At 42.4% G+C, this 23,708-nt stretch carries 17 protein-coding genes; 14 read left to right on the top strand and 3 right to left on the bottom strand.

Translation table 11 applies throughout. From position 1 onward, the window contains the following. The 6 genes from ACSX1H_RS13135 (at position 1) to ACSX1H_RS13110 (ending at position 7,241) form a co-directional block, all read left to right on the top strand. On the top strand, positions 1–1,149 hold the full coding sequence (locus ACSX1H_RS13135) for a hypothetical protein (protein ID WP_439184559.1): 1,149 nt from the start codon (positions 1–3) through the stop codon (positions 1,147–1,149). 199 nt (positions 1,150–1,348) lie between these two features. Next, on the top strand, positions 1,349–2,056 hold the full coding sequence (locus ACSX1H_RS13130) for an ABC transporter ATP-binding protein (protein ID WP_439184557.1): 708 nt from the start codon (positions 1,349–1,351) through the stop codon (positions 2,054–2,056). A gap of 260 nt (positions 2,057–2,316) precedes the next feature. Continuing rightward, the gene (locus tag ACSX1H_RS13125) at positions 2,317–3,477 is read left to right on the top strand and encodes an ABC transporter permease (protein WP_439184555.1); all 1,161 of its coding nucleotides are present in this window, start codon (positions 2,317–2,319) and stop codon (positions 3,475–3,477) included. A gap of 232 nt (positions 3,478–3,709) precedes the next feature. After that, positions 3,710–4,864, top strand: coding sequence for an ABC transporter permease (locus ACSX1H_RS13120; RefSeq protein WP_439184554.1), 1,155 nt, complete (start codon positions 3,710–3,712; stop codon positions 4,862–4,864). A 210-nt stretch (positions 4,865–5,074) separates the two neighbouring features. After that, positions 5,075–6,349 carry an ABC transporter permease gene (locus ACSX1H_RS13115; RefSeq protein WP_439184552.1) on the top strand — a complete coding sequence of 425 codons (1,275 nt, stop codon included), beginning with the start codon at positions 5,075–5,077 and terminating at the stop codon, positions 6,347–6,349. A 157-nt stretch (positions 6,350–6,506) separates the two neighbouring features. After that, complete coding sequence (locus tag ACSX1H_RS13110) at positions 6,507–7,241, top strand: outer membrane lipoprotein-sorting protein (protein ID WP_439184549.1); 735 nt, start codon at positions 6,507–6,509, stop codon at positions 7,239–7,241. Positions 7,242–7,614: 373 nt separating this feature from the next. On the opposite strand, the gene ACSX1H_RS13105 is transcribed toward ACSX1H_RS13110, so the two are convergent. Then, positions 7,615–9,141 (bottom strand): DUF4301 family protein, encoded by a 1,527-nt coding sequence (locus tag ACSX1H_RS13105; protein ID WP_439184546.1) that lies wholly within the window; start codon positions 9,139–9,141, stop codon positions 7,615–7,617. A gap of 283 nt (positions 9,142–9,424) precedes the next feature. On the opposite strand from ACSX1H_RS13105, the gene ACSX1H_RS13100 reads away from it, so the two are divergent. After that, a complete protein-coding gene (locus ACSX1H_RS13100; protein ID WP_439184545.1) occupies positions 9,425–10,660 on the top strand; it encodes an OmpP1/FadL family transporter in 1,236 nt (411 codons plus the stop codon). Between the two features lie 13 nt (positions 10,661–10,673). Then, positions 10,674–12,023: an SGNH/GDSL hydrolase family protein gene (locus ACSX1H_RS13095; RefSeq protein ID WP_439184543.1), complete on the top strand. Its 1,350-nt coding sequence runs from the start codon at positions 10,674–10,676 to the stop codon at positions 12,021–12,023. 65 nt (positions 12,024–12,088) lie between these two features. Here ACSX1H_RS13095 and ACSX1H_RS13090 read toward each other — a convergent pair whose 3' ends face one another. Continuing rightward, entirely contained in the window at positions 12,089–12,907 is an 819-nt protein-coding gene (locus ACSX1H_RS13090) for an aminotransferase class IV (protein WP_439184542.1), read from the bottom strand. A 302-nt stretch (positions 12,908–13,209) separates the two neighbouring features. Here ACSX1H_RS13090 and ACSX1H_RS13085 point away from each other — a divergent pair, with 302 nt between their 5' ends. From ACSX1H_RS13085 to ACSX1H_RS13060, 6 genes are all read left to right on the top strand, one after another. Continuing rightward, on the top strand, positions 13,210–13,770 hold the full coding sequence (locus ACSX1H_RS13085) for an RNA polymerase sigma-70 factor (RefSeq protein WP_439184541.1): 561 nt from the start codon (positions 13,210–13,212) through the stop codon (positions 13,768–13,770). A gap of 160 nt (positions 13,771–13,930) precedes the next feature. Then, positions 13,931–15,115, top strand: coding sequence for a FecR family protein (locus ACSX1H_RS13080; protein WP_439184540.1), 1,185 nt, complete (start codon positions 13,931–13,933; stop codon positions 15,113–15,115). Positions 15,116–15,194: 79 nt separating this feature from the next. Then, positions 15,195–18,710 (top strand): SusC/RagA family TonB-linked outer membrane protein, encoded by a 3,516-nt coding sequence (locus tag ACSX1H_RS13075; RefSeq protein WP_439184538.1) that lies wholly within the window; start codon positions 15,195–15,197, stop codon positions 18,708–18,710. 86 nt (positions 18,711–18,796) lie between these two features. Further along, positions 18,797–20,173, top strand: coding sequence for a RagB/SusD family nutrient uptake outer membrane protein (locus tag ACSX1H_RS13070; protein ID WP_439184537.1), 1,377 nt, complete (start codon positions 18,797–18,799; stop codon positions 20,171–20,173). Positions 20,174–20,340: 167 nt separating this feature from the next. Further along, positions 20,341–21,756 (top strand): TlpA family protein disulfide reductase, encoded by a 1,416-nt coding sequence (locus ACSX1H_RS13065; protein ID WP_439184536.1) that lies wholly within the window; start codon positions 20,341–20,343, stop codon positions 21,754–21,756. A gap of 112 nt (positions 21,757–21,868) precedes the next feature. Then, a complete protein-coding gene (locus tag ACSX1H_RS13060; protein ID WP_439184535.1) occupies positions 21,869–22,303 on the top strand; it encodes a thioredoxin family protein in 435 nt (144 codons plus the stop codon). Between the two features lie 345 nt (positions 22,304–22,648). On the opposite strand, the gene ACSX1H_RS13055 is transcribed toward ACSX1H_RS13060, so the two are convergent. Then, positions 22,649–23,500 carry a DNA/RNA non-specific endonuclease gene (locus tag ACSX1H_RS13055; RefSeq protein WP_439184534.1) on the bottom strand — a complete coding sequence of 284 codons (852 nt, stop codon included), beginning with the start codon at positions 23,498–23,500 and terminating at the stop codon, positions 22,649–22,651. Positions 23,501–23,708: the final 208 nt, after the last annotated feature.

The raw sequence follows: 23,708 nt of genomic DNA, 5'->3' as shown, positions 1-23,708 counted from the left end.
ATGATGAAAAATGCACTGCTCATAAGTTTGCTTGTTGGATGGGTTTCATTAGAGGCCCAGGTAGTTGCCGATTCTGCTGTGATTGATTTTCAGGGGCAGCTTGTTGGGTGGATGCATTACAATCCAGACAATACATATCCTTTATACCTGGGAGGACGTTTTATACCGCAGGCGACTTATACAATTGGTCTGAATGCCAATCGGGCCTTAGATTTTAAAGCTTCTGCAGATCTAGTTGGAGAGCTAGGCTTTCATATCCCCAATTCTCATAAATGGCATGGGAATTTTAGTCCTTATCGGATGTGGGCACGGTACACTACCAGGCAGATGGAGTTGCGGCTGGGACTCCAGAAAATTAATTTTGGATCAGCCACCTTGTTGCGCCCTCTAATGTGGTTCGATCAGGTGGACCCGCGCGATCCGCTACAGTTAACCGATGGTGTATGGGGTGGATTAATGCGCTATTACTTCATGAATAATGCCAACTTATGGGTATGGGTTCTCTATGGCAATAATAAAGAAAAAGGCTGGGAGTGGGCGCAGAGTCATTCACAAATCCCGGAGTTAGGAGGGCGGTTTCAGGTACCGATTCCATTGGGGGAGGCAGCCATTTCGTACCACCATCGCACTGCCGATAGTCGCCAAATGAATGGTTCGATTCCTGCTTTTGAGCGAATTCCGGAACATCGCCTGGGCTTAGATGCGCGTTTCGATAAGCTGCTTGGCTTTTGGTTAGAAGGAGCCTGGGTGCATATGAACAGGGACTTAGGTGAGCTGAGTAATCAGCTAACTATGAATCTTGGCCTGGATTATACCTTTGGTTGGGGAAATGGCTTGGGCATAATTGCCGAACATTTAGTAACTTCTTTTGATGAAAAGGCCTTTGGTTTGACGAATGCTATAAATATATCAGCACTATCCATGAATTATCCTTTTGGCATATTCGATACCGTTAATACCATTATATTTTACAGTTGGGACGACCAAAAGTGGTACAATTTTATCAATTGGACTAAGCAATACAATACACTTGCTTTAAATATGATGGCGTATTGGAATCCGGATGACTATAACATGCCATTGCAAGGGCGTGCCGAAAACTTGTTTGCTGGCAAAGGCATTCAGCTAATGTTGGTATATAATTTCTAATAACCAGAGTTCTAAAATTTAACTCAGTGCCCTATGCGCATTAGAGCAATATTCAATGACCTAATGGATTTCCCCCCTTGGCGAAGGGGGACGGTTTGAGTAGGTTTGTAACAGTTTAATAATTAGTGGTATTGCCTTTTAGTTTGATAGTGGGTTAATAGTAAAGCTAATTGTTGTTGATGATATAATATTTCTAGATATGAATAACCAAATCATACAATTGGAGCATTTGACAAAGCGATTTCCTGTTGGGAAGGGCACATTTACAGCACTTACCAATATCAACCTTAGTTTTGGCAAAGGTGAGTTTGCCGGACTGGTCGGACCAAGCGGTTCTGGCAAGACCACCCTGCTCAATATAATTGGGTCTTTAGATGTTCCGAGCGAAGGAAATGCCACCGTATTGGGACAGTCTATCGCCAATTTGTCTCAAAAACAGGCGGCCAAGCTACGCAATCATCACATAGGTTTTATCTTTCAAACCTACAACCTGTTGCCGGTTTATACCGTTTATGAGAACGTGGAGTTTGCACTGTTATTGCAAAATTACACGGCTCAGGAGCGACGTAAGGCGGTAATGCAGGCCCTTGAATGGGTTGGGCTCACCGATAAGGAGAAATCAAAACCATCGATGCTGTCGGGTGGCGAGTGTCAGCGCGTCGCTATTGCACGCTCAATGGTGAAACGGCCCGAGATTGTGCTGGCCGATGAACCAACGGCTAATCTGGATTCTAAAAATTCACACCATATATTGCAAACCATGCAGAAGCTAAATGAAGAGCTCGGTGTAACATTTATTTTTTCGACGCATGATGAAAAGGTGATGCAGTATTTGCATCGAAAAATATCCTTGGCCGATGGGAAAGTGGTAGCCGATGAGCAAGTGGAATTAGCCAGTAGTCAGTAGTTACAAGGCAGAAGGCAGAAGAAAAGGAATGAAGCTCCATTAGAATCGCTAGTCTCTGTCAGCTATTAAAAGACACAAGACATAAGATAAAAGACGGATGGCACAGTTTATTGAACAGACCCACAATCATTCAACTTTTCAACTCTATACACTGAAAAAAAGACACAAGATAAAAGACGGATGACGGAAAAGGCTGAAATGCCATGGTAATAGCTATCAGCTTTCACTCAAACTCTAAACTCATAACTCTCAACTAAAACATGGTCGCATTTAAATTGGCATATCGAAACCTGATTGGAGCAGGCACGCGCACGTGGTTAAATGTGAGTGTTTTGTCCTTTGCCTTTGTGCTCATCATCTTCTATAACGGGATGATTGATGGCTGGAACCGGCAGGGACGTAAGGATACGCAGCAGTGGGAAGTGGCCAACGGGCAATACTGGCATCCTCACTACGATAAGCTGGATGTGTATAGCATTAAAGATGCACACCAGCCATTGGATGCACAAACCTCCAGCAGGGTACAGGACGGAAGCCTGGTACCGGTGTTGATTCAGCAAGCGACCATTTATCCGCAAGGACGCATGCAGACCGTACTGCTCAAAGGCATACCACATAACCAGCAGCTGCTTAAACTACCTACCCATGACCTGAAAAGCGGGGCTGATGGTTTATCAGCTGTCATTGGTAAGCGAATGGCTACGGCCGCCAAACTGGCCGAAGGAGATAAGGTGTTGCTGCGCTGGCGTGATAAAAATGGCACCTTTGATGCTACAGAGCTGACCATTGTATCGGTTTTTAATGCAGATGTGCCTTCGATAGATAACGGGCAGATATACGTCGATTTTGAAGCCATGCAAGCCATGATGGGCTTAAAAGGCGATGCCACGCTGCTGGTGACCGGAGAGGAGGAACCAGCCACGATGGCTGGTTGGGAGTTTAAGGATTTAAAGTTTTTATTGGCAGAGCTCGACCAGCTGATTGAATCGAAAAAAGGAGGTGGTATGGTGCTGCAAGCCGTGCTGTTGCTCATTGCTTTGCTGGCCATCTTTGATACACAGGTGCTGTCCATTTTTCGTCGGCAGAAGGAGATAGGCACTTTTATCGCCTTGGGGCTTACTCGCTCGCAGGTGGTCGGTGTCTTCACCATCGAAGGGGCAGTGCACAGCATACTGGCCATAGTATTAGGAGCAGCCTATGGCATTCCATTTTTTATTTGGCTCAATGCCATCGGGCTTAATTTTGGCGATGTGGACGTGGGTATCACCATGGCTGCCACCATCTATCCCTATTACAGCGTGCGCCTCATCCTGTCTACCATCGTGCTGGTCGTCATCACATCAACCATCGTGAGCTATCTGCCGGCTCGAAAGATTACCAGGATGAATCCAACGGAAGCACTGAAAGGGAAAATACAGTAATAAAGACATAAGATGCAAGAAATAAGACACAAGATAAAAGGCGGAGGACAGAAGACAAAAAAAGAGTGAAGTACAATGGGAATAGCTATCAGCCATCAGCTTTTTAACGGCAGTAGTTTGAAGGCAGAATGAAAAAGATAATTAAGCGTAATGAAAATCGCTATTTTCTAGCAGCTAGCTCTTGAGGCTTTTAAACCATGAACTACTAAACTATCACCTCTAAACTTAAAAAATGGTCGCATTTAAACTGGCTTATAAAAATATTTTGGGAGCAGGCTTACGCACCTGGCTCAATGTAAGTGTGCTGTCGCTGGCCTTTGTGCTCATTATTTTTTACAATGGTATGATTGATGGCTGGAACCGCCAAAGTCGCAATGATACGCAGGACTGGGAGATAGGACAAGGGCAATACTGGCATCCTGACTACGATAAGTATGATGTATATACCATCAACGATGCTCATCAGCCTGTTGGCACAAAAGCGCAGAGGTGGATTCAGCGTGGTCAGATGGTGCCAGAGCTGCTTCAGCAGGCAACTATCTATCCGCAGGGAAGGATGCAGAGTATACTGCTGAGAGGCATACCACCAGGTCAATCTATTTTAAAACTACCGACCACTGCATTGGAAGGGAACGGGGGCATCACAAAGGTGATAATTGGTAAACGAATGGCGAAAGCCACCCAGCTGAAAGTGGGCGATGATGTGCTGTTGCGTTGGCGCGACAAGCACGGTACTTTTGATGCCACCAAGGTACGAATCACTCATATCTTTCACTGTGACGTGGCCGAGGCCGACCAGGGACAGGTGTATATCGATTATGAAGTGATGCAGCAGATGATGAATTTTAACAACGAGGCGACGCTGCTGGTGAGTGGCCTGATGGAGGTTCCCCAACTAGTCAACTGGCAATATCAATCGGCAGACGAATTACTTAAGGAGCTGGATGCCCTAATTAACTCGGAGCGCATCAGCGGCCGTATTATTCAGCTGATATTATTGATGATTGCTTTGCTGGCCATCTTTGATACGCAGATACTGGCCATCTTCAGACGCAAGAAGGAGATTGGTACCTACATCGCTTTGGGCTTAACCCGCCAGCAGGTGGTGGGCATCTTTACCATTGAAGGCGGTGTGCACAGTATTCTGGCGGCCTTATTGGGGGCGGTTTATGGCATTCCGCTGTTTGTGTGGATTAACACCATCGGTATCAACTTTGGCAGTGCCGATATGGGCATTACCATTGCCGATCGCGTGTATCCTTATTACAGCTGGCAGCTGGTGTTGGGCTCGTTGCTCATTGTGCTGGTGTCCTCCACCATCGTCAGTTTTATACCGGCACGTAAAATAGCGTATATGAGCCCAACGGATGCACTGAAAGGAAAATAGAGAAGAGAAATATGGATAGAGCATAGAAAAAGAACAGGTATGGTTGATACGCAATCTACTGACCAATAAATACTAAAGTTGATTTTAGAAAAAGAGGTTAGCTGTTTGATATGTAAGGACTGAATTATAATATTTTGACATCATCTCAATGAGTCTCATTACTCATATCTCACTACTAAGTCTTTTTAACTACTGACTAATTAACGAATCATGATACAATTTTTAATTAAAGGTATACTACGCGATAAGAGCCGAAGCCTGCTGCCGGTAATTGTGGTCTCGTTAGGCGTGTTTCTAACCGTATTTATGAGTGGTTGGATGAAAGGAGTGTTTGGCGATATGATTGACATGAATGCCAACTACACCATGGGTCATGTGAAGGTGATGACCCGGGCCTATGCCGAAAATGAAGCGCAGATCCCCAATGATCTGGCCTTACTGGAGGTAAGTGAACTCATTCGCCAGTTGCAGACTGACTACCCGGAGATGGAGTGGGTGCGGCGCATCCAGTTTGGTGGCCTTTTGGATGTGCCCGATGCGAATGGCGAAACCAGGGCGCAGGGACCGGCGGCTGGCCGGGCAGTTGACTTGCTATCACCCGGTTCTAAGGAGGCCGAACGGCTCAATATACCCAAATCCATTGTGCAGGGACGCATGCCACAGCAGACAGGAGAAGTATTGATTAGTAATGAATTTGCTGAGCGCTTTAATGTGCGCATTGGTGATGCAATTTCCATATTGGGTACTACCATGTATGGCAGCATGGTGGTCCCAACCTTCGAGGTGTGTGGCACCATTAATTTTGGAATGGCCATGCTCGACCGGGGAGCTATTATTATGGACATAACCGATGCTGAACAAGCCTTTGATATGGAGGATGCTGCCGGCGAGGTATTGGGCTACTTCAAATCGGGGCTGTACGATGATGAGAAGGCATTGGCTGTGCGCGAACACTTCAATAAGCTATATACAGCGGACACTGACGAGTTTGCACCAGTGATGGTCCGATTACGCGATGAGCCATCATTGAAACAATACCTGGATATGGCTGATAACATGAGTGCCATGATGGTGATGATATTTGTAATTGCCATGTCTATTGTTTTATGGAACACGGGTTTGTTAGGTGGTTTACGTCGTTACACCGAATATGGTGTGCGATTGGCACTGGGTGAAGAAAAAGCGCATATTTTTCGAACCATTGTATATGAAGCCATTATTATCGGATCTATCGGTTCAGTGTTGGGATCTGCCTTGGGCATTACTATATGCTATTATTTGCAGGAGAATGGTATTGATTTCAGTGCCATGATGGAGAATGTTACCATGATGATGCCCACCGTTTATCGAGCCAAGGTATCGCCCGAACTGTTTTACATCGGCTTTATCCCGGGTCTGCTGGCCATGACACTGGGGAACGCCCTGGCCGGATACGCCATCTACAAGCGCAAAACAGCGCAGCTGTTTAAAGAGCTGGAGGTGTAAACTGTTAGGTTTTGGATTGAGGAACCCAGGAACAGAGCTGTAGGAACCCAGGAATCGGGTGTAGGAATGTATCAATCACGGTTAGGAGTTAGTTTTTATCTGTATCACATCTACTAATGCCTACCAACTAACAATTGACAACTAAAATAAATTATATATGACACGATTAATAACTCTACTGCTGATAGCTACTCTGACCTTATCAGTTAATGGACAAACAGCCGATGAAATCATCAAAAAGATAGACGATAATATGTCGGCCGAAAGCCGGATCATTGAATCGAGCATGACCATTCATGGGCGTCGTAACAGTCGCACCATTACTTCGGTTAGCTACACAATAGGTACCGAAAAATCGTTTACCGAATACCTGTCGCCAGCCAGAGAGAAAGGCACGAAGATGTTAAAGCTCGATGAGCAGTTATGGACTTACTACCCGGCTAACGATCGCATTGTCCAGATATCAGGGCATATGCTGCGGCAGTCGGTGATGGGCTCTGATTTATCATACGAAGACATGATGGATGATCGACGATTACAGGATAATTATGAGGCAGAATTGGAGACGACCGATACCGTTGATGGCCGTAAAGTATTTGTGCTAAAGCTGACGGCCAAGGTGGATAATATCGCCTATTATTCGCGTAAGCTATGGGTTGATGAGGCCTATTTTCTGCCTGTTAAAGAGGAGCTGTATGCAAAGAGCGGGCAGTTGTTGAAACGCACTGTTCTAAGTGATTTTAAACAGATAAAAGGGCGTTGGTACCCAATGAAGTTTAATTTTAAGGATGTGCTTAAACAAGGAGAGGGCACCGACTGGGAAATAACCAGCATCCAATTTGATGAGAAAATACCCGATTACCTGCTGACCAAAGCAGCCCTGAGGCAGTGATAAAGAAGGTATGTTTAAGCAAGAGTTCGATGCTCAACTGACGTGTTTATATTGTAGATAACTAAATGATTGGAGTCGGTAGGTTCCATATTGTTGTGGGCTCTTCAAAGGAGAGATTGAAGGAGTGAGTGTAAGTTTATTCAATGAATTATGTATGAATAAAAACTATCGTGGCAGTAATGGTTCTAAATAACAAGTTATAGTTGCTATTTAGTTTTAATTAGTAAATATGTCAATTTTTTATATATTTGTGAGCAATTGGTTCTGTTCAGAGTCAATATTCCTTCAGACTTATAGTAAATAATCTATAATAATTCCAAATCTATGAAGCGAAAATCCCTTGCCCAAGCGGGTAAGGGATTTTTTTATATCCTTATTTCAGTGGTTGGTGTTGAGGTCGCAGTAGATCCATTACTGTTTTAACCGGATTAAATGTACTCACAGGCACTTCCACAAAAAATGTGAGCCAATGCGCCATGGCTCCATTCCACAAGCCTGGTAATTCAAGGGCTTTAAGTGCCTTGCCATTTTGTGTTTTTTGCGAAATAAATCCGGTTTCCGGATCAACGAATTGCAGCAGATCAAATTTTTGACCTTTATAATCCTTTGTATAGCACACCAGGTCAACCGGATTAAAATGTGTACTCGATTTGAGGATTTGCTGTTGCTGCTCATCGTTGGGATCAATCTGAGCTCCTTCAACAATCTGTAGACTGGCACTTCCATCTTTTTGCTTAACCCAGAATGGTCCTCCACCTGGTTCGCCTTCGTTTTTAACCATGCCGCAAACCCGCATTGGGCGGTTCAACCTATCCATTATCAGTTCCTTTTGAGCCTGTGGCGAAAGCGTTTTGATGGCAGATATATCAACTTGTAGTTCTTTATTTAAAAAATCAAGACCTTGATGAATCGCATCCTCAGACAATCCCTTGTCAAGCTCATTTAAAATGCTGAATACTTGGTCTTTTTTTGAAAGCAGAACCCCGGCAAGCAACTGCTTGTTGTAAACCGTGTCATTTTGAAGATGCTCGGGCACCACGTTATCAATGTTCTTAATGAAAATAAGTTCTTCTTCCAGTTCATTCAAATTTTCGATGAGGGCGCCATGACCGGCCGGTCGGAATAGCAAAGTGCCATCTTCTTTTCTAAATGGTTCATTATCGGGGGTGACGGCAATTGTATCGGTTGATTGCTTTTGAAACGAAAAACTAACCTGAAGATTGGTTTGGTAATGTTGCTCAATATCTCGCTGTGACTTTTGCAGTTGCTTATTAAATAAGTCGTAATGCTCAGGGCTCACTGTAAAATGTACTTTACCAATGCCACTGATGGTGGCGTAGAGTGCCGTTTCTTTCAAGTGTTCCTCAAGTGGAGTAGCGCTTGTATTTTCTGCTTTATGAAATTGAAGCAGCCCCTTTGGTAAGCTGCCGTAGTTGAGTCCTTTACTCAGTAGTAGGTGCTCTATAATCTGAGTGGCCAGTGCCGCATCAATAGCACTCGGTTCAATGGAGCATTTCATGCTTTTTTCGAGATCGCTGATAAAAGCAAAGTTTCTTATTTGCGCAAAGAATTCAGCATATGGAGCTTGTTTTAATAAATCAGCCTTAGTGGTTTCATCGGCATGTAAAAACTCAAAAAGTGCTTTAAACATGCGGGTGGCTGCTCCCGACGCCGGTACAAATTTGATGGCAGAAATTCCGTTTTCTTGTGCGTGTTTGTAGTAGTCTATATAGTTAGTCTCAAGTGCTTTATCCGTGCGAATAATCCCATCACCAACAGTTGCCGCCTTAAGCAGCAAAGCATACTCAAACCCATTAATGAAGTGGTTGATTTGCTGGTTGATGGCCGTTGAATCTATCGCCTTTTGTTGAATTTGATTTAGGTCGCTTTTTGTTAACATATTGTAGGATTTTAGATATGTAATATTAATCTTTTTAGGTTTTTCTTCCAAGTTTAAAGGTTGTAAACTCTAAATGCGCTCTGTTTTTCAGATAATTATTGAAGTATAGTACCTGGGCGTTATTTAATTACTTAAGCTAAAACTGAATTATTGGCCGTTCGAACAAATGACTCAAACATTCAAAAGGATTGATAATCAATTATTTAAATGGTTCGATATTTGGAAAAATGTAATATCTTCGGCAATTAAATTTCTTAAATAAATATTCACTAATCATTCTTTTATGAAGAGAATAGGACTATTCTGTGGGTTACTTATGATTGGTTTTCAGCTATTTGCTGAAGGTTATCAGGTTAATCTGCAAGGAAATAGACAGGTGGGCATGGGACATACCGGTGCCGGCCTGGTTTTGGGTGCTACAAGTATGCACTTTAACCCAGGTGCCTTAAGTTTAATGGATAAACAATATGATTTTTCGCTTGGAGGTAGCTTCATTTTTTCAAAAAACACCTTTCAAAAGCAATCTCCATCAGTATATGAGGCAAAATCAGACAACCCAATGGGCACGCCATTTTATTTTTATGGGGCAACTAAAGTAAATGATAAGTTAGCTTTGGGTTTATCAGTCACAACGCCTTACGGTAATTCGTTAAAATGGGGCGATGACTGGGACGGCAATTTCCTGATTCAGGACATTTCGTTGCAAGCTATTTTTGTTCAACCAACTGTATCGTATCAAATTACCGATAAATTAGGGGTAGGTGTTGGGTTTATGGCTGTAAACGGAAGTGTGGATTTAAATAAAGCCCTGCCTTTGCAATCAAGCAATGGCACTTCATCTGCTAATTTATCAGGTAATACCTGGGCCTACGGGTTTAACGCTGGTATCTCATTTTTGGCGAATGAAAAGCTGTCCTTCGGCTTGAGCTATCGTTCAAAAGTATTGGTGGAACTGGAAGAAGGTGAGGCCACGTTTAGCGTACCTTCATCGTTATACAACGATGAGACCGGTTTTCCACGCAGCACCAACTTTAAGGGTGAGCTGCCTTTGCCTGCTAATATTACTTTTGGCGTTGGCTATCAGGTGAACGATAAGCTTTTACTGGCTGCCGATTTACAATATGTGGAGTGGTCGGCTTATCAGAGTTTAAATTTCGATTTCGAAAACAATACCCCTATGTTGCAGGATTCACACAATGTGCGTGACTTTGAAAACACAATGATTTACCGTTTGGGTGCTGAGTACACTTTAAACGAGAAAATTCAGTTCAGAGGTGGTATATATTACGACAGCACGCCTATTGCCGAAGATTTGTTAACACCCGAAACTCCAGGAACCAATAAAATTGGAATGTCCTTAGGTTGTGGTTACCAAATTAATGATAAACTGTCATTGGACGCTTCTCTGCTGTACATACACGGCGAGAAAAGGGAAGATGGTTATGCACCGTCAAATTTCTACGGAACTTACTACACCAACGCTGTAATTCCGGGTATTGGAGTAAATTATTCATTCTAAAACGGACAGGATAATGATAAAAAGAACAATATATCAGTACATGCTGTTAATGGCGGTAGCTCTTTTTGCCGCCTGCGAGCCCAGCGTAGATGAGTTTAAGCCATCGAGCGGAACAGCAGATTTTTCAAAATTCATTGCCATTGGCGATTCATATACGGCTGGTTATACCGATGGTGCGCTGGGACGCCGTGGACAAGAGGAAAGCTTTAGCTATATTCTCGGCCAGCAGTTGATGTATGCTGGCAGCGAATCGTTTAATCAGCCATTGGTTCAATCCGAAGGCAGTGTAGGAACAACTGTTTTGGCTGAAAACCAAAACAATAGTTATTTTGAACTGAAAGTGGTAAATGGCGCATTCAAACCAGTGCCAGGTTTAGGAGATATGGGCATTTTTGCAGAAGATGCGTATAGTGCCGATAACCAAAACTTTGGCATTCCAGGTGCGAAAGTGATACACATGGGCGAGCTACCCGAACCGTATCCTGCCTATCCTCATTTGAATAAGTTCTTTGCCCGTTTTGCAAGTTCTATGGAAGCTACCGTGTTGGGCGATGCACTGGCTACAAAGCCTACTTTTGTATCGCTGTGGCTGGGTAATAATGATTTGTTGACTTATGCACTGGCAGGTGGCGAAAGCGATGAAATTACCAATCCGCTGGTTTATGCCGGGGCTCTTTCTAACATTATTGACGCCATTCAGGCTGGAGGTGCCGATATTGTGATTGCTAATATTCCTGCTATTGAGGCAATACCCTTTTTTAATACAGTGCCTTATAATGCCTTACCACTGGATCAGGCCACAGCTGGTGTATTGAATGGGGCCTATGCCACTTACAATGCTGCGGCCGATGCAAACGGTCTGCCGCGTATTGAGTTTAAAGAGGGAGCCAATGCATTGGTAATTGAGGATGATGACTTTCTGTTAAACGGCATTCGTCAAATAAAAGAAGGTGAAAAGTTTTTGTTGAATTTACCAACTGACAAGATCAAAACAGAAGGATGGGGCACGCAGGTGCCGATTCCTGATGAGTATGTTTTGGACGCCACCGAACTGAAGGCCATTGAGGACGCCCGTTTGGCTTACAATGCTTCCATTGCAGCTTTGGCCAAAGAAAAGAACTTAGCTTTAGCTGATTTGGCAACGCTGATGGATGCAGCCAGCACAACCGGACTTCTTATTGATGGAAATCGTTACACCTCTGGATTTGTAAGTGGTGGCTTATTTTCGCTGGATGGAATTCATGCAACAGGGCGTGGCTCTGCCATTATCGCCAACGCGTTTATCGATGCCATCAACAAGCAGTTTGAGGCAGCTGTGCCGCGTGCCAACATCAATGATTATAATTTGGTTGAACTCCCTTAATGGGATTAGTTGATATGAGTGGTAAAGGAGGGGCAACCCTCCTTTTTTGCATCCATCCAGTAGGTTTAGGTCAGTTGTGCAGCAATGTGTTGGTTGAGGGCGTCTCTTAGTTGTGCGAAAACAGGATTGTTTACTGTTAAGGGATGAGGGCCAATTTGATTGATGGCAAGCATGCGTGGGGAAGTACCACTGATAAATCCGGCATCTACCTGCTCAATTTCTTCAATTGGCAAGCATTTATATATGACAGCGATATTTAATTTTTGAGCAATGTTGATTATCTGCTGTCGCATGATACCAGGCAGTACAAGCGAATCATCGGCAGTAATCAGTTGGTTATGCTGGATAAAAAACAGATTGGAGCGACTTCCCTCGGTGAGGCAGTTGTCTTTATTCACCAACAAGGTTTCGTAGACATGTTGCTGTTCAATAATTGTGTTAGCTGTTTCTCTTACCTTGGCATTGTAAATTTTCGCCCTTGGGTGATGGCGTTCGGCAAACTGAAGGCTACACTGAATACCTTTTTCCAGCTGTTCTGCTGTTGGATAATTGGTGGGGATAAAATAGGCCATAAACACCTGTTCTCCGCTATCCATAAAGCGCAGGTCCAGCTTTACATTGCCATTGGTAATGGTGTTGGCAGCGAATAATGTTTTTAGCCTTCTGGATAAATATTCAATTTTAATATTGGCTTGTTTATTGGCAATCTGCAGGCTGTTTTTAAGTCGGCTAATATGCTCTTTCAGAAAAAGCGGTTTCCCGTTTTCTACCCGAAACACCTCATAAATGCAGAGCTCGTTGGCATTGACCGAACTATTGAAGAAGTTCACTGACTTTAATGTTCTGTCCATCAGGAAGTATTGTCCTTGTATAACAGATTGCATTGATAACGAGGTATGGTTAATATTTTTCGATACGATGAAGATAGAAATAATTTTTATACTTAGAAGGCCACGAATTTAATTATTAATGATATCTGGATAATATTCACAACAAGCAAAATTTGTTCTGCTTTCATATTGTGGCTGCTACTGGCGGTTGCTGTAGGTTCCCTGATACTCAATCCCTTTATTTAAGGATGGTGTATCGCTCTGATAAATTTTATTTGCGCCTCTTTATTTTTAAAAAAGCAGATTGTTGATATTTTGCTAGTTTTGTCCCTTTAAATGCCGAAAAGCTACGTTTAATGCTCATTAGCGATCAACATATTAAAGAAATTGCACAGGGAAGCATGTCATCCTTTAAATTGTTTTTTGATGCTTTTTACCCGGCGTTAAGTAATTTCTGTGATGAATTTGTCCGTGCTGAGGATGTGGCTTCAGATATTGCTCAGGATGCGATGATTGAATTTTGGCGAAACCGGCATTCGCAGGCGTCGCTCAAGCAGGCCAAGGTCTATCTTTATTCCATTTGCCGAAATAAAAGCCTCAACTACTTACGCCATCAAAAGGTTCAACAAAAATTCCGTGATGAACCCGCTGAGGGGTATGAGCTTATCGATTTAGCTTACATTGAGGAGGAAGTATTCAATGTGCTGCATCAGGCAGTTGGTCAACTACCGGAAAGAAGTCAGCATATTATTAAATTAAGCTTAAGGGGTTATGCGAATAATGAAATTGCCCAAAGCTTAAACATCTCCATCAATACCGTTAAAACACTGAAAAAAAATGCTTATACCAAGCTGAGGGAGCTGTTAAAAGATCACGTGTTTGAGTTGGCGATACTCAGCACTCAGCTATTTGGCTAAGTGCATTGCTACAAGCCTTTAACTGGGTCGCCTATTTGACCCGATGCCTTCAGTAGGCGTCTTCTGTTGGGTGGCAATTTTTTCGATAATCACATTTTTTTTTCACCCGGTTCACCCACCTACGTCCTTAAAGTGTATTAAGTCAACAATGTCATTAAAAATGAATAGTTCAAATATAGATAGTCAACGCATTATTCAATTGATCACCAAAGAGATGAGTTGGGGGTTGAATGAAGATGAGCAAATGCAGTTGAATGACTGGCTGAATCAGTCGCCCGCTAACACACAGCTTTACAGAAAGATCAAAGCCGAAGAGTTTGTGGAGACCAGAAAGGAGGCCATGGCGCGTTTTAGTGCCGAACAGGCCTGGGAGAAGGTGCAAGCAAAAGTAATACTGCACAAGTCGGTGTTCCCGCTTAAAAAGGTACTTTGGCAAGCTGGTAGTGTGGCGGCATCTCTCCTAGTAATTTTTGGTGTTTACTGGCTTTTGAATACCAATGCCCCGATGAAAAAGACAGTTCCTACCCAAACGAGCGAAGCGATTCAGCCGGGTTCCAACAGAGCTGTTTTAACATTGGCCAGTGGCCAATCGGTTGAGCTGGGAGAGAATGATACCACAATCATATTAAGTAATACAGAGCTAACAATTGATGCCAGCAGGCTTAGCTACAGTCAAAATGCAGGAGAATCGAGTGAAATAAAATACAACATCTTACAGACACCTCGTGGGGGTGAATACCAGTTGAGCTTAGCCGATGGAACCAGCGTTTGGCTCAATGCTGAGTCGGAGCTACGTTATCCCGAGCACTTTGCAGGCGATAGCCGCAGTGTATACATAAAAGGGGAGGCCTATTTTGAGGTGGCACCAAATAGTGAAAAACCGTTTTACGTGTATTCGGGAACCAACCGGATAAGGGTATTAGGAACCGCTTTTAACATCAGAGCCTATGGCGCTGATAAGGCCAATTATGTGACCCTTTGTGAGGGAAGCATTGCTTTATGTTCTAATGGGAGCAGCGATATTTTAAAGCCTAACCAGCAAGCAGTAATTACTTCCGATGAAACAGTGATACATGAGGTGGACGCAGCGCAGTATACCGCCTGGAAAGACGGGATGTTTATGTATCGCCGGGCTACTTTGGAGGTTATCTTAGATGACTTGTCACGCTGGTATAATACCAACGTTTTTTATACCAATCAACAAATAAAGTATAGTGAATATTCCCTGTACCTAAAGCGCTATGAGAGTATTACCAGTATTCTTGAGATGCTTGAGGCAACGGAAGAAATAGTATTTAAAATTGATAACAACAATATAGTGGTGAGTCCCACTCAAAAAAACTAGGGAGTGTTACCAGCACTCCCCAGTGAGTTAATTAAAGCCAATAACGAGTTGGCTCAATGTCAAATGCAATAACAAAAGTATGAAAAAAATGTTACACCTCTTGATGCCTTTGGGCAAAAGAGAGGAGAAATGGATGAGAGTTATGAAACTTACGTCAGTTTTTTTGCTGGCTGCTTTTATGCAGGTGAGTGCCAGTGTGTTCTCGCAAGGCCAAATGGTCACAATTAATGAAAAAGGCATCAGCCTCGAGCAACTTCTTTGGAAAATTCAAAGTGAAACCAAGTTTGTGTTTGTGTTCAACCAGGAACATGTGAGTAATTTTGACAATCTGGAGGTAAATGTGAGTGGTAATTTGGAAGAAATTCTGAATGAGATACTCGTTGATAAAGGGCTGACCTACGAAAAAAAGAATGATGCCTTTATTATCAAAAAAGCATCACCTGCAGTGAATCAGGTAACGCAACAGCCCGAAAAGAAAGTTACCATTACCGGTAAAGTGACGGATCAGAACGGCGAGCCTTTGCCCGGAGTTGCTGTTATGTTGGAGAACACCACTATTGGAACAGCTACCGATATAAATGGGGAGTTTGCATTACAATACCCACGCGTTCAGGAAGCACCTGTTCTGTTTATAAGCATGTTGGGATTTGATACTGTAACTGAACTTATTGGAGATAAATCTCAATTCAACATCATCCTAACCGAAACCATTGCCGGCTTAAATGAAGTGGTTGTTACCGGTTATCAAACAATTTCTAAAGAACGCTCAACCGGCTCTTACTCTATTGTTGACGAAAAAGACCTGGAAACACAGATTGTATCGGACATTACAACCGCTTTAGAAGGAAAGGTGGCCGGTCTTAACTCTTACAATGGGGAGTTGGTTATCAGGGGGAAAGGAACATTCAGTTCTCAGAACAGTCCCATAGTTGTTGTGGATGGGATACCCACAACGAGTGGTTTCTCGGCCATTAATGTGCATGATATTGAATCGGTAACCGTATTAAAAGATGCGGCGGCGGCATCAATTTATGGCGCCAGTTCTTCAAATGGTGTTGTGGTGGTGACCACCAAAAAGGCCAAAAAGGGAACTACACAGGTTGACTTTAGTGCCGATTGGACGGTGACGGATAAACCGGATCTTGATTACTTTAACTATGCTTCTTCAAGCGATGTGATTGATTATGAGTTGCATTACCTGGAAAATAATCCAAATTACCAGGCTGATCCTGTTGGTTACTTTAATACATTGGATAGTGAACAGCGGGTTTATTCAAAGGTGGTGAACTATTACAAAATGCTGGCCAATGGGGAGTTGACACAAAACGAGGTTGATGGCAAAATCAGCACGCTAAGAGGCATCAACTATCGTAGCAAGTACCGCGATGAAGTTTATCAAAACCCGCTGAGGCAGCAATATAATCTGACATTCAGAAATGCCAGTGAAAAATCGAACCTGGTGCTTTCGGCCAATGCCACTACTAATAAACTGTTGGTTCAAAATGAGAATGATAAGGCTTATAACTTCTACCTCAAAAATCAACTTCAACTAAGAGAATGGTTTTCATTGAGCTATGGCGGTAATTTATCTTTTAAAAGCTCAAAAAATCATGCAGGACTTAGAGGGATGACTGATGCCATGCCTTACGAGCAAATGATGGACGAAGACGGCAATCCACTTCGATATTATAAGTACAATCTCAAACGACTAGCTGAAATACAGCAGATTGAAGGGATGCATGATATTGGTTATAATGTGATGGAGGAGCTGGACAAGGATTTCAGAAAATCACAAAATCAGAACCTCCGTCTGTTTGTTGACGCGAATTTACAACTATTCGATGGGCTAAGTTATACCACCAAATTCCAGTACGAAAGTATTAGAAATAAAGAAAACAGGTATTCTGAGAAAGAGAGCTTTAAAATGCGTGAGATGATCAATCGCTATGCGGTTCTGGATGGTCAGTCATTAAACTACTATGTACCGAATAATGGCGCATTGCAAAGTGCTTTTACTGGTTACGATAACTATACCTTTCGGAATCAGCTAAACTTTGATCGTAACTTTTTAGACGAGCATAATATAACGGCTATTGCGGGAACCGAAATCATGGAAGCATCACGTAATTTTCAACGCACTACCGTTTATGGTTACGATGATAAGATTCTATCGACCGAATACATGGACTGGGAGGCTCTTGTGAATGGAGTGCCAGGTGAGTTATACAACCTGAATGCTCAACGTTTGGAGCCTGACGATTATCTTAACGAGGTAACACACCGTTTCTTTTCTTTGTATGCCAATGCAGGCTATACCTTGCGCCATAAATATAATTTTACTGCGAGTGTAAGGGTTGACCAGACCGATTTGTTTGGTTCTGATCCAAAATACCGCTACCGTCCTTTGTGGTCATTTGGCGCCGGCTGGAACCTGTCTGAAGAAGATTTTCTGGTGGATAGAGATTGGCTGAACATGTTGAAGCTTAGAGGATCGTATGGCATTAATGGTCATGCTGATCAATCAACAAGCCCATACTTGTTGGCATCTCTTATGAATAACTATAAAACGGGTAACATGGCAGCTATTATACTTTCACCGCCCAATCCTTTATTGCGATGGGAAAAAACCAGTACCTATAATGTTGGGGTGGATTTTGCCATGTTTAATAACCGCTTGGTTGGAGCAATCGATACCTACTACAGGAAAAGTACGGATCTTTTGGCCAATAAAAAACTGGATCCGGCAACAGGTTTTCCAAGCGCCAAGGTCAATAATGGAGCCATGTCGAACAGGGGCTTCGAGCTGTCAATTGCCTACGATTGGTTCAGAAACAATGATTTTAGCTGGAATACCTCACTGGTGTATTCTTATAATAAAAATGAAATTGACAAGGTTAATTTCGAAGTTACTGATGGAAACAACCTTTTGACTTCACCAAAAGATTACTATTTGGAAGGAGAAGCATTTAATTCGATTTACGCTTTCCGTTATGCAGGACTTACGGAAGAAGGTGACCCTTCGGTTTATGATGCTGATGGCAATATTGTAGCTAATGATCAATTGAATGATCCGGATGCAATGGTTCGCATGGGGCAAATCGATCCGGTATTTAATGGGTCCGTTAGTAACCGCTTAAGATATAAAAATATAGAACTGTCGGCCCTGGTCATTTTTTATGGTGGGCATAAGTTACGCCAGGATGTGACCCCGCTGTATGATCGTATTTCTGACGGAAATATCCATAAAGATGTTGCAAACGCGTGGACACCTGACAATACAGACACAAACATTCCGCGTATGGCTACTTACAGCTATAATAGCTACCGCGAAGCCCACTGGAAGTATGCCGATATACACGTGAAAGATGCTGATTTCATCAAATTGCGAAACGTTACACTGGCGTATAGCTTACCAGAGAACATTGCGAAAAAATTCCACGCTCGCTACCTGCAAATCAAAGGTCAGGTAACAAATCCAATATATTGGAGTGCGGCTGGCAATAACATAGATCCGGAAGCTTATATGGCCAATCGTGGCTACAGACTTTCCCCTCAAATGCCGTCCTGGTCGGTGGGTGTAAAGTTTGGATTTTAATCGATAATACAAATCTTATGGCCTAAGTGCTTAGGTACTGAAGCCAATAAGAAGCTTAAGAGCTATAATTGTAAAATGAAACGAAAATGAAAAAAATAAATATCATATATATCGCCTTTTTTAGTGTTCTGTTAATGGCATGTGATGACTATCTGGACATAGAACCTAAAAAACGTAAACTGTTGGAAACGGCCGAGGAGTTCTCAGCCTTATTAGAGAATGATGTCTACTTTGATTTTCCGCACAATGATATTGGTTATTTAACTGGTGAACGCTTTGTGATGAGGGAGAGTTGGTTAACCGAAGATCAGTATCCGGTAATTAAAGCCAATGTTACATTTGATGAGAGTGCCGATCGTGCCAAGTTTATCGAGACCGATAGGTTGTACAATAACTGTTACAAGCGGATTTCGAACTATAATATTATTATCGAAAATATTGATGAATCAGAGGGCGATGCCGATTTTAAACAACAGGTAAAAGCACAGGCATGTATTTTGCGCGCTTACAATTATTTTTTCCTGGTTAATTTTTATGCCAAGCATTATCAGGCTAATTCTGCGGCTACGGATAATGGTATAATTCTGACCTATCAATTGGATTTGGAGTCTGTGCTTAAACAATACAGCGTGCAGGTGGTATACGACGCCATTGAGCAGGATATAGATGCAGCCATTGAGTGGTTACCTGAAACACCAGATAATACATTTCGTCCGGGCAAAGCCTTTGGTTATGCACTAAAAGCGAAGGTGCATTTATTTAAAAAGGAATTTGACAAGGCTCTCGTTGCAGCTGATCAGTCGCTGAGCTATAACGACTATATTTTTGATATGGTTGACTATGCCAACCAAACAGCTGGTAACCCATTTGCTGTTCGTGTTGGATATGAAATGGCTGAAAACAATCTGTTTAGATATGGACATAACTTTATGGGCTTATACTTTTCGGTGGTGAGTCCTGAATTTGTTCAAAACTTCGAAACTGGAGACTTGCGTCTGGAATTATTTTTTGGATACAACCCTAACCTTATCGAAGGCTGTATGTATTATAAATTAATGACCTTTGCTTTTGAGGCGAATCCCGGTGGCTTAAGGTCAGTTGAAGCTTTGCTAATGAAAGCCGAATGTATGGCCAGACAAGGCGAAGTTGATGCTGCGATGGACTTAGTGAATCAATTGCGTGCGAAACGAATCAGACCTGAAAATTACGTGCCGCTTACTGCTGCCAACACGCAGGAAGCCATGGCTGTTATCATTGATGAAAGAGCTCGTGAGCTTAACCTGACACCAAATAGGTATTGGGATTTAAGGCGCTTAAATACTGAGCCGGAGTATGCGGTAACTTTAACGCGTACATACAATGGACAAACCTACACTTTAGAGCCAGAGTCGCACCTTTATATTCATCCGTTTTCTGTTGAAGCATTGTCAAGAAATGTGAATTTAAAGCAAAACTCAAAATAGAAATCTAATTAAGGGCCGGGTGAAGTAAAGGTAATAGTTAGCATGAAGGGGATGTTAGTGTTACCTGCTTTGCCCGGCTTTTTCCATTTGACCCGTTGTATTTTATACATTACTACCAACAATGCCGGTCAGTTCCCTTTCTTTCTCATTCACAAAAATCATACTTAATGAAAACGATATTTAAAGCAGCGCTAGTGTGCTTTATGGGCGCTATTTGCCTATTCTCATGTAAAGAAGACACCAGAAATTACGCCCAGATAACAGGCGTTTTTAAAGGGGAAGCAAAAGACAGAGAGATACACTTGTGCAAGGTGGAGCACGGAACCATCCATGCAATTTCAACGACTAGGCTAAATGAAAACGGCGAATTTGGCTTTGCCTGTCCTGTTGATGAGCCTGGATTGTACGTGGTTAATGTGTTGTGGAGCAGTGTTCAACGACCAGTGAAGCAAGAGCATAATCTTAAACGTTTTTACCTTGATAAAGGCGTTAACGTAAATATACTTTTAAGTGATGGAGATTATCAGCTTATTGAAAGTAATTGCGTGAAGAACCGGGTGTTGAGTGAGTGGAATTCAATAGCTGATTCTATGTTTACTTATTCCCATGGGTTTCAATATAATCTATTGTCTTACGAAGATTTTTTCCCGGTTTTGCCTCAGTTTGTAGAACAGGCTGATGATTTTAAAAAACTGATTCGAACCAATGATGCCTCTTTCGATGAATTATTGGGTTTAATGGTGGATTTGGATCTCAAGGTTGCGGCAGTCAACTTTCTGTTTACCCCGCAGCAAAAGCATCCATCCAAGGATATGTATCCAGACTTTTACGAGCAGATACTGAACGAAAAAGCAGCTGATACTGAACGCTTGCTCGAACTGGCCAATACGCGCGAATTCATGCGTTCATACTCCATGTATAAAGTGATGAATGCCGGAATTGATATGTCAAACGCTCAGCAGCGACTTGAAGCCCAGCTTGCAACGGTGGAAAACGAACTGCTGAAAGGCTACTTTGCGGTTGATAACATCCAGCGCTATAAAACTTACGATGATAACTATCTGAATTATAAACAACTTGTTTCGCCCTACCTGTCAACTCCCTACCTTCAGGAGCAGGCAGAAGCGCATGAGATTAGTATTCGTAATTTTACCGAAGGCACGTCAGGATTCAACTTTAAGGCACAAGACGTTAATGGCAAATTTCATGAGTTTGCTGATTTTAAAGGGACTTTGGTATATATTGATTTGTGGGCAACCTGGTGCGGGCCTTGTAAAGCTGAAATTCCTGCTTTGCAAGCACTGGAGAAAAAATTTCATGGACAACCCGTTACTTTCGTAAGTTTGTCGCTGGATAAAGCTAAAGATATTGAAAAGTGGCGTGAGTTTGTTAAGGATAACAACCTGACCGGTGTTCAACTGATGGCCGATGATGACTTTGATTCACCAGTCGCAACCGCCTATAACATCAATCGCATTCCACGTTTCATGTTATTCGATAAAGAAGGAGTCATTATCTCAGCAGATGCTCCTCGTCCCTCAGATAAAGCATTGGAGATCTTACTGGTAAAACATCTGAATTAAACCAGTTGCCACAAGCTCAGTCGATTAAATTTTATCAATCAACAGGTATCCTCCAAGTCTAAGCCGATTAGCTAAATACCTTGGTAGAGTACCTGTTATAAAAATATCAAGAATGAAATTATTACTATTATCCGCAATTATGCTGTTGAGTACCTATCAGCTGGACGCACAAAAAAAAGAGCAGATCGAATTTCAAAGTATTGGTTTCGAAGAAGCACTATCTCTAGCAAAGAAAGAAGGTAAAGGTGTTTTTGTGAATTATTCAACCAAAGGATGCGTTCCTTGCAAGCAAATGGAGGCAAATGTATATACCAATGCATCTTTGGCCAGCTATGTAAGCAAGCATTTTATTTGCTTAAAGCTCGATCCGGTAAAAGACAGTCAGTTAAGACAGGTGGCCAGAGAACAGCATCAGGTAAAAGGGTTTCCTACGCTCATCTTTTTAAATGCCGATGGGAAGATATTAACCAGAAATACCGGCTTGATGGATGTTGAAACCATGCAAAAGCTTGCCAGTGTGGCTCTAAAGAGTATTAATAATCAATAATTGGTGATCGAATAGCCCTTTTGACAGCCAAAAGACTGAGAAAGAGTAATTAGAATAATGTTTGGATTGAGTGTGGGTTTGTTACTATAAACTGGATATAAAGCATTTTAGTTAGTAACTGTTTTGTACACATGCTATTGCAGGGGAGAAGGCAATGATTCAAAGATTAGTATGGCTGGTGAGGAATCGATACTCACCAGCCTTTTTACTTTATTTATCAGACCAACAACTATTTTATACCGGTGTTTTTTTACTCATCAAATGCAATATTGAAGCACCATATTGCTAAAGATGGAAGGTATTAATTTGGTCGGTTTGTATGATGGCTACATGGAAAAATCTGGTTTACTTTTTGTGTTGCCAGCAATGAGTTGTGCCTGCCGCGGCTTGTCGCTTACAGCGTGTTCCTTTTGCTGTTTTGGCTGTGCATTGAGTGTCCGTGGCAGCAGACTGTGTGGTTGAAGGAGAGGAAGCAGGCGCTTCAAATGACCATTGTTCCGGCTTGGATTGCGCCTCTAAGCGGTTCTCCAGCTTATCATCCAACTGAGGGAAGAAATCTAAACCGGTGCGCTGTTCTACTTCATCCACCGATACCACATATGACTGGAGAGGTTTGTTGCTGCCTTCATTGGGCAAAATAAAAGCGATCATCATCTGTGTTGCCGGGGCATAAATAACCTTATAAAAGTATAACGGCACAGCCACCTGATTTGGACCAATACAGGCGCAGTTAGCGCTCAAAATACCTGCCGTTGCTATATGAATAGGTCCTTGCGACAGCGCCCAAGACCTTACTGTTGCTTCAAGCTTTTTCCAGATACCACGATTAAACGAAGGGTCTTGGGGGGACATGTTGCTCATCAAAAAGGTTTCATGCATAGCCTTATTGTTTATCTTCATATCGGCCGCCGGGCACAAATGACCTCTGTCGTATCCCGACGATTTATAATCGGCTAACGAAGCAGAGCCGGTAGAAACTTTCGAATCTGGCCGAAAATTGTCTGTTCGGTTTTGCTGTCCGCTAACCAGCGCCGGTGTTAATTGATAATATACCCACTCGGCTTGCTCATGGCTTTCCTTGTAGGATAATGAAAAGTAAGTATGCTCTACAACTTCTCCGCGCGCAGATGGTTGATATTGAGCAGTTGCAAACAGGTATATACCCCATAATAACAGGGTAGATAACATTTTGTACATAATGTTAGATTATTAAGTGTGAATAGTGTTGTTTCCCGCCATTATAACCCACTTGAGAGTGGATTATTGTATAAGCGAAAAATATTTTTGCTTACTAGTAATGGAGGGCAGAAGCAAGTGCCTGAATGGAAGTGTAATGTGTGATATCAGCAAATGTAATGACGGAATGTTTTTATATATCTTGTTAAATTGAAAGGTGTTTTTATAC

Source organism: Carboxylicivirga taeanensis (genome assembly GCF_051851475.1).
Lineage (GTDB): Bacteria > Bacteroidota > Bacteroidia > Bacteroidales > Marinilabiliaceae > Carboxylicivirga > Carboxylicivirga taeanensis.
This window is presented reverse-complemented; position numbering and strand designations above follow the sequence as displayed.

Bases quoted from the DNA above. Each gene is read 5' to 3' on its own strand.
- ACSX1H_RS13135 (WP_439184559.1), top strand. From the start codon at position 1: ATGATGAAAAATGCACTGCTCATAAGTTTGCTTGTTGGATGGGTTTCA.
- ACSX1H_RS13130 (WP_439184557.1), top strand. From the start codon at position 1,349: ATGAATAACCAAATCATACAATTGGAGCATTTGACAAAGCGATTTCCT.
- ACSX1H_RS13125 (WP_439184555.1), top strand. From the start codon at position 2,317: ATGGTCGCATTTAAATTGGCATATCGAAACCTGATTGGAGCAGGCACG.
- ACSX1H_RS13120 (WP_439184554.1), top strand. From the start codon at position 3,710: ATGGTCGCATTTAAACTGGCTTATAAAAATATTTTGGGAGCAGGCTTA.
- ACSX1H_RS13115 (WP_439184552.1), top strand. From the start codon at position 5,075: ATGATACAATTTTTAATTAAAGGTATACTACGCGATAAGAGCCGAAGC.
- ACSX1H_RS13110 (WP_439184549.1), top strand. From the start codon at position 6,507: ATGACACGATTAATAACTCTACTGCTGATAGCTACTCTGACCTTATCA.
- ACSX1H_RS13105 (WP_439184546.1), bottom strand. From the start codon at position 9,141: ATGTTAACAAAAAGCGACCTAAATCAAATTCAACAAAAGGCGATAGAT.
- ACSX1H_RS13100 (WP_439184545.1), top strand. From the start codon at position 9,425: ATGAAGAGAATAGGACTATTCTGTGGGTTACTTATGATTGGTTTTCAG.
- ACSX1H_RS13095 (WP_439184543.1), top strand. From the start codon at position 10,674: ATGATAAAAAGAACAATATATCAGTACATGCTGTTAATGGCGGTAGCT.
- ACSX1H_RS13090 (WP_439184542.1), bottom strand. From the start codon at position 12,907: ATGCAATCTGTTATACAAGGACAATACTTCCTGATGGACAGAACATTA.
- ACSX1H_RS13085 (WP_439184541.1), top strand. From the start codon at position 13,210: ATGCTCATTAGCGATCAACATATTAAAGAAATTGCACAGGGAAGCATG.
- ACSX1H_RS13080 (WP_439184540.1), top strand. From the start codon at position 13,931: ATGAATAGTTCAAATATAGATAGTCAACGCATTATTCAATTGATCACC.
- ACSX1H_RS13075 (WP_439184538.1), top strand. From the start codon at position 15,195: ATGAAAAAAATGTTACACCTCTTGATGCCTTTGGGCAAAAGAGAGGAG.
- ACSX1H_RS13070 (WP_439184537.1), top strand. From the start codon at position 18,797: ATGAAAAAAATAAATATCATATATATCGCCTTTTTTAGTGTTCTGTTA.
- ACSX1H_RS13065 (WP_439184536.1), top strand. From the start codon at position 20,341: ATGAAAACGATATTTAAAGCAGCGCTAGTGTGCTTTATGGGCGCTATT.
- ACSX1H_RS13060 (WP_439184535.1), top strand. From the start codon at position 21,869: ATGAAATTATTACTATTATCCGCAATTATGCTGTTGAGTACCTATCAG.
- ACSX1H_RS13055 (WP_439184534.1), bottom strand. From the start codon at position 23,500: ATGTACAAAATGTTATCTACCCTGTTATTATGGGGTATATACCTGTTT.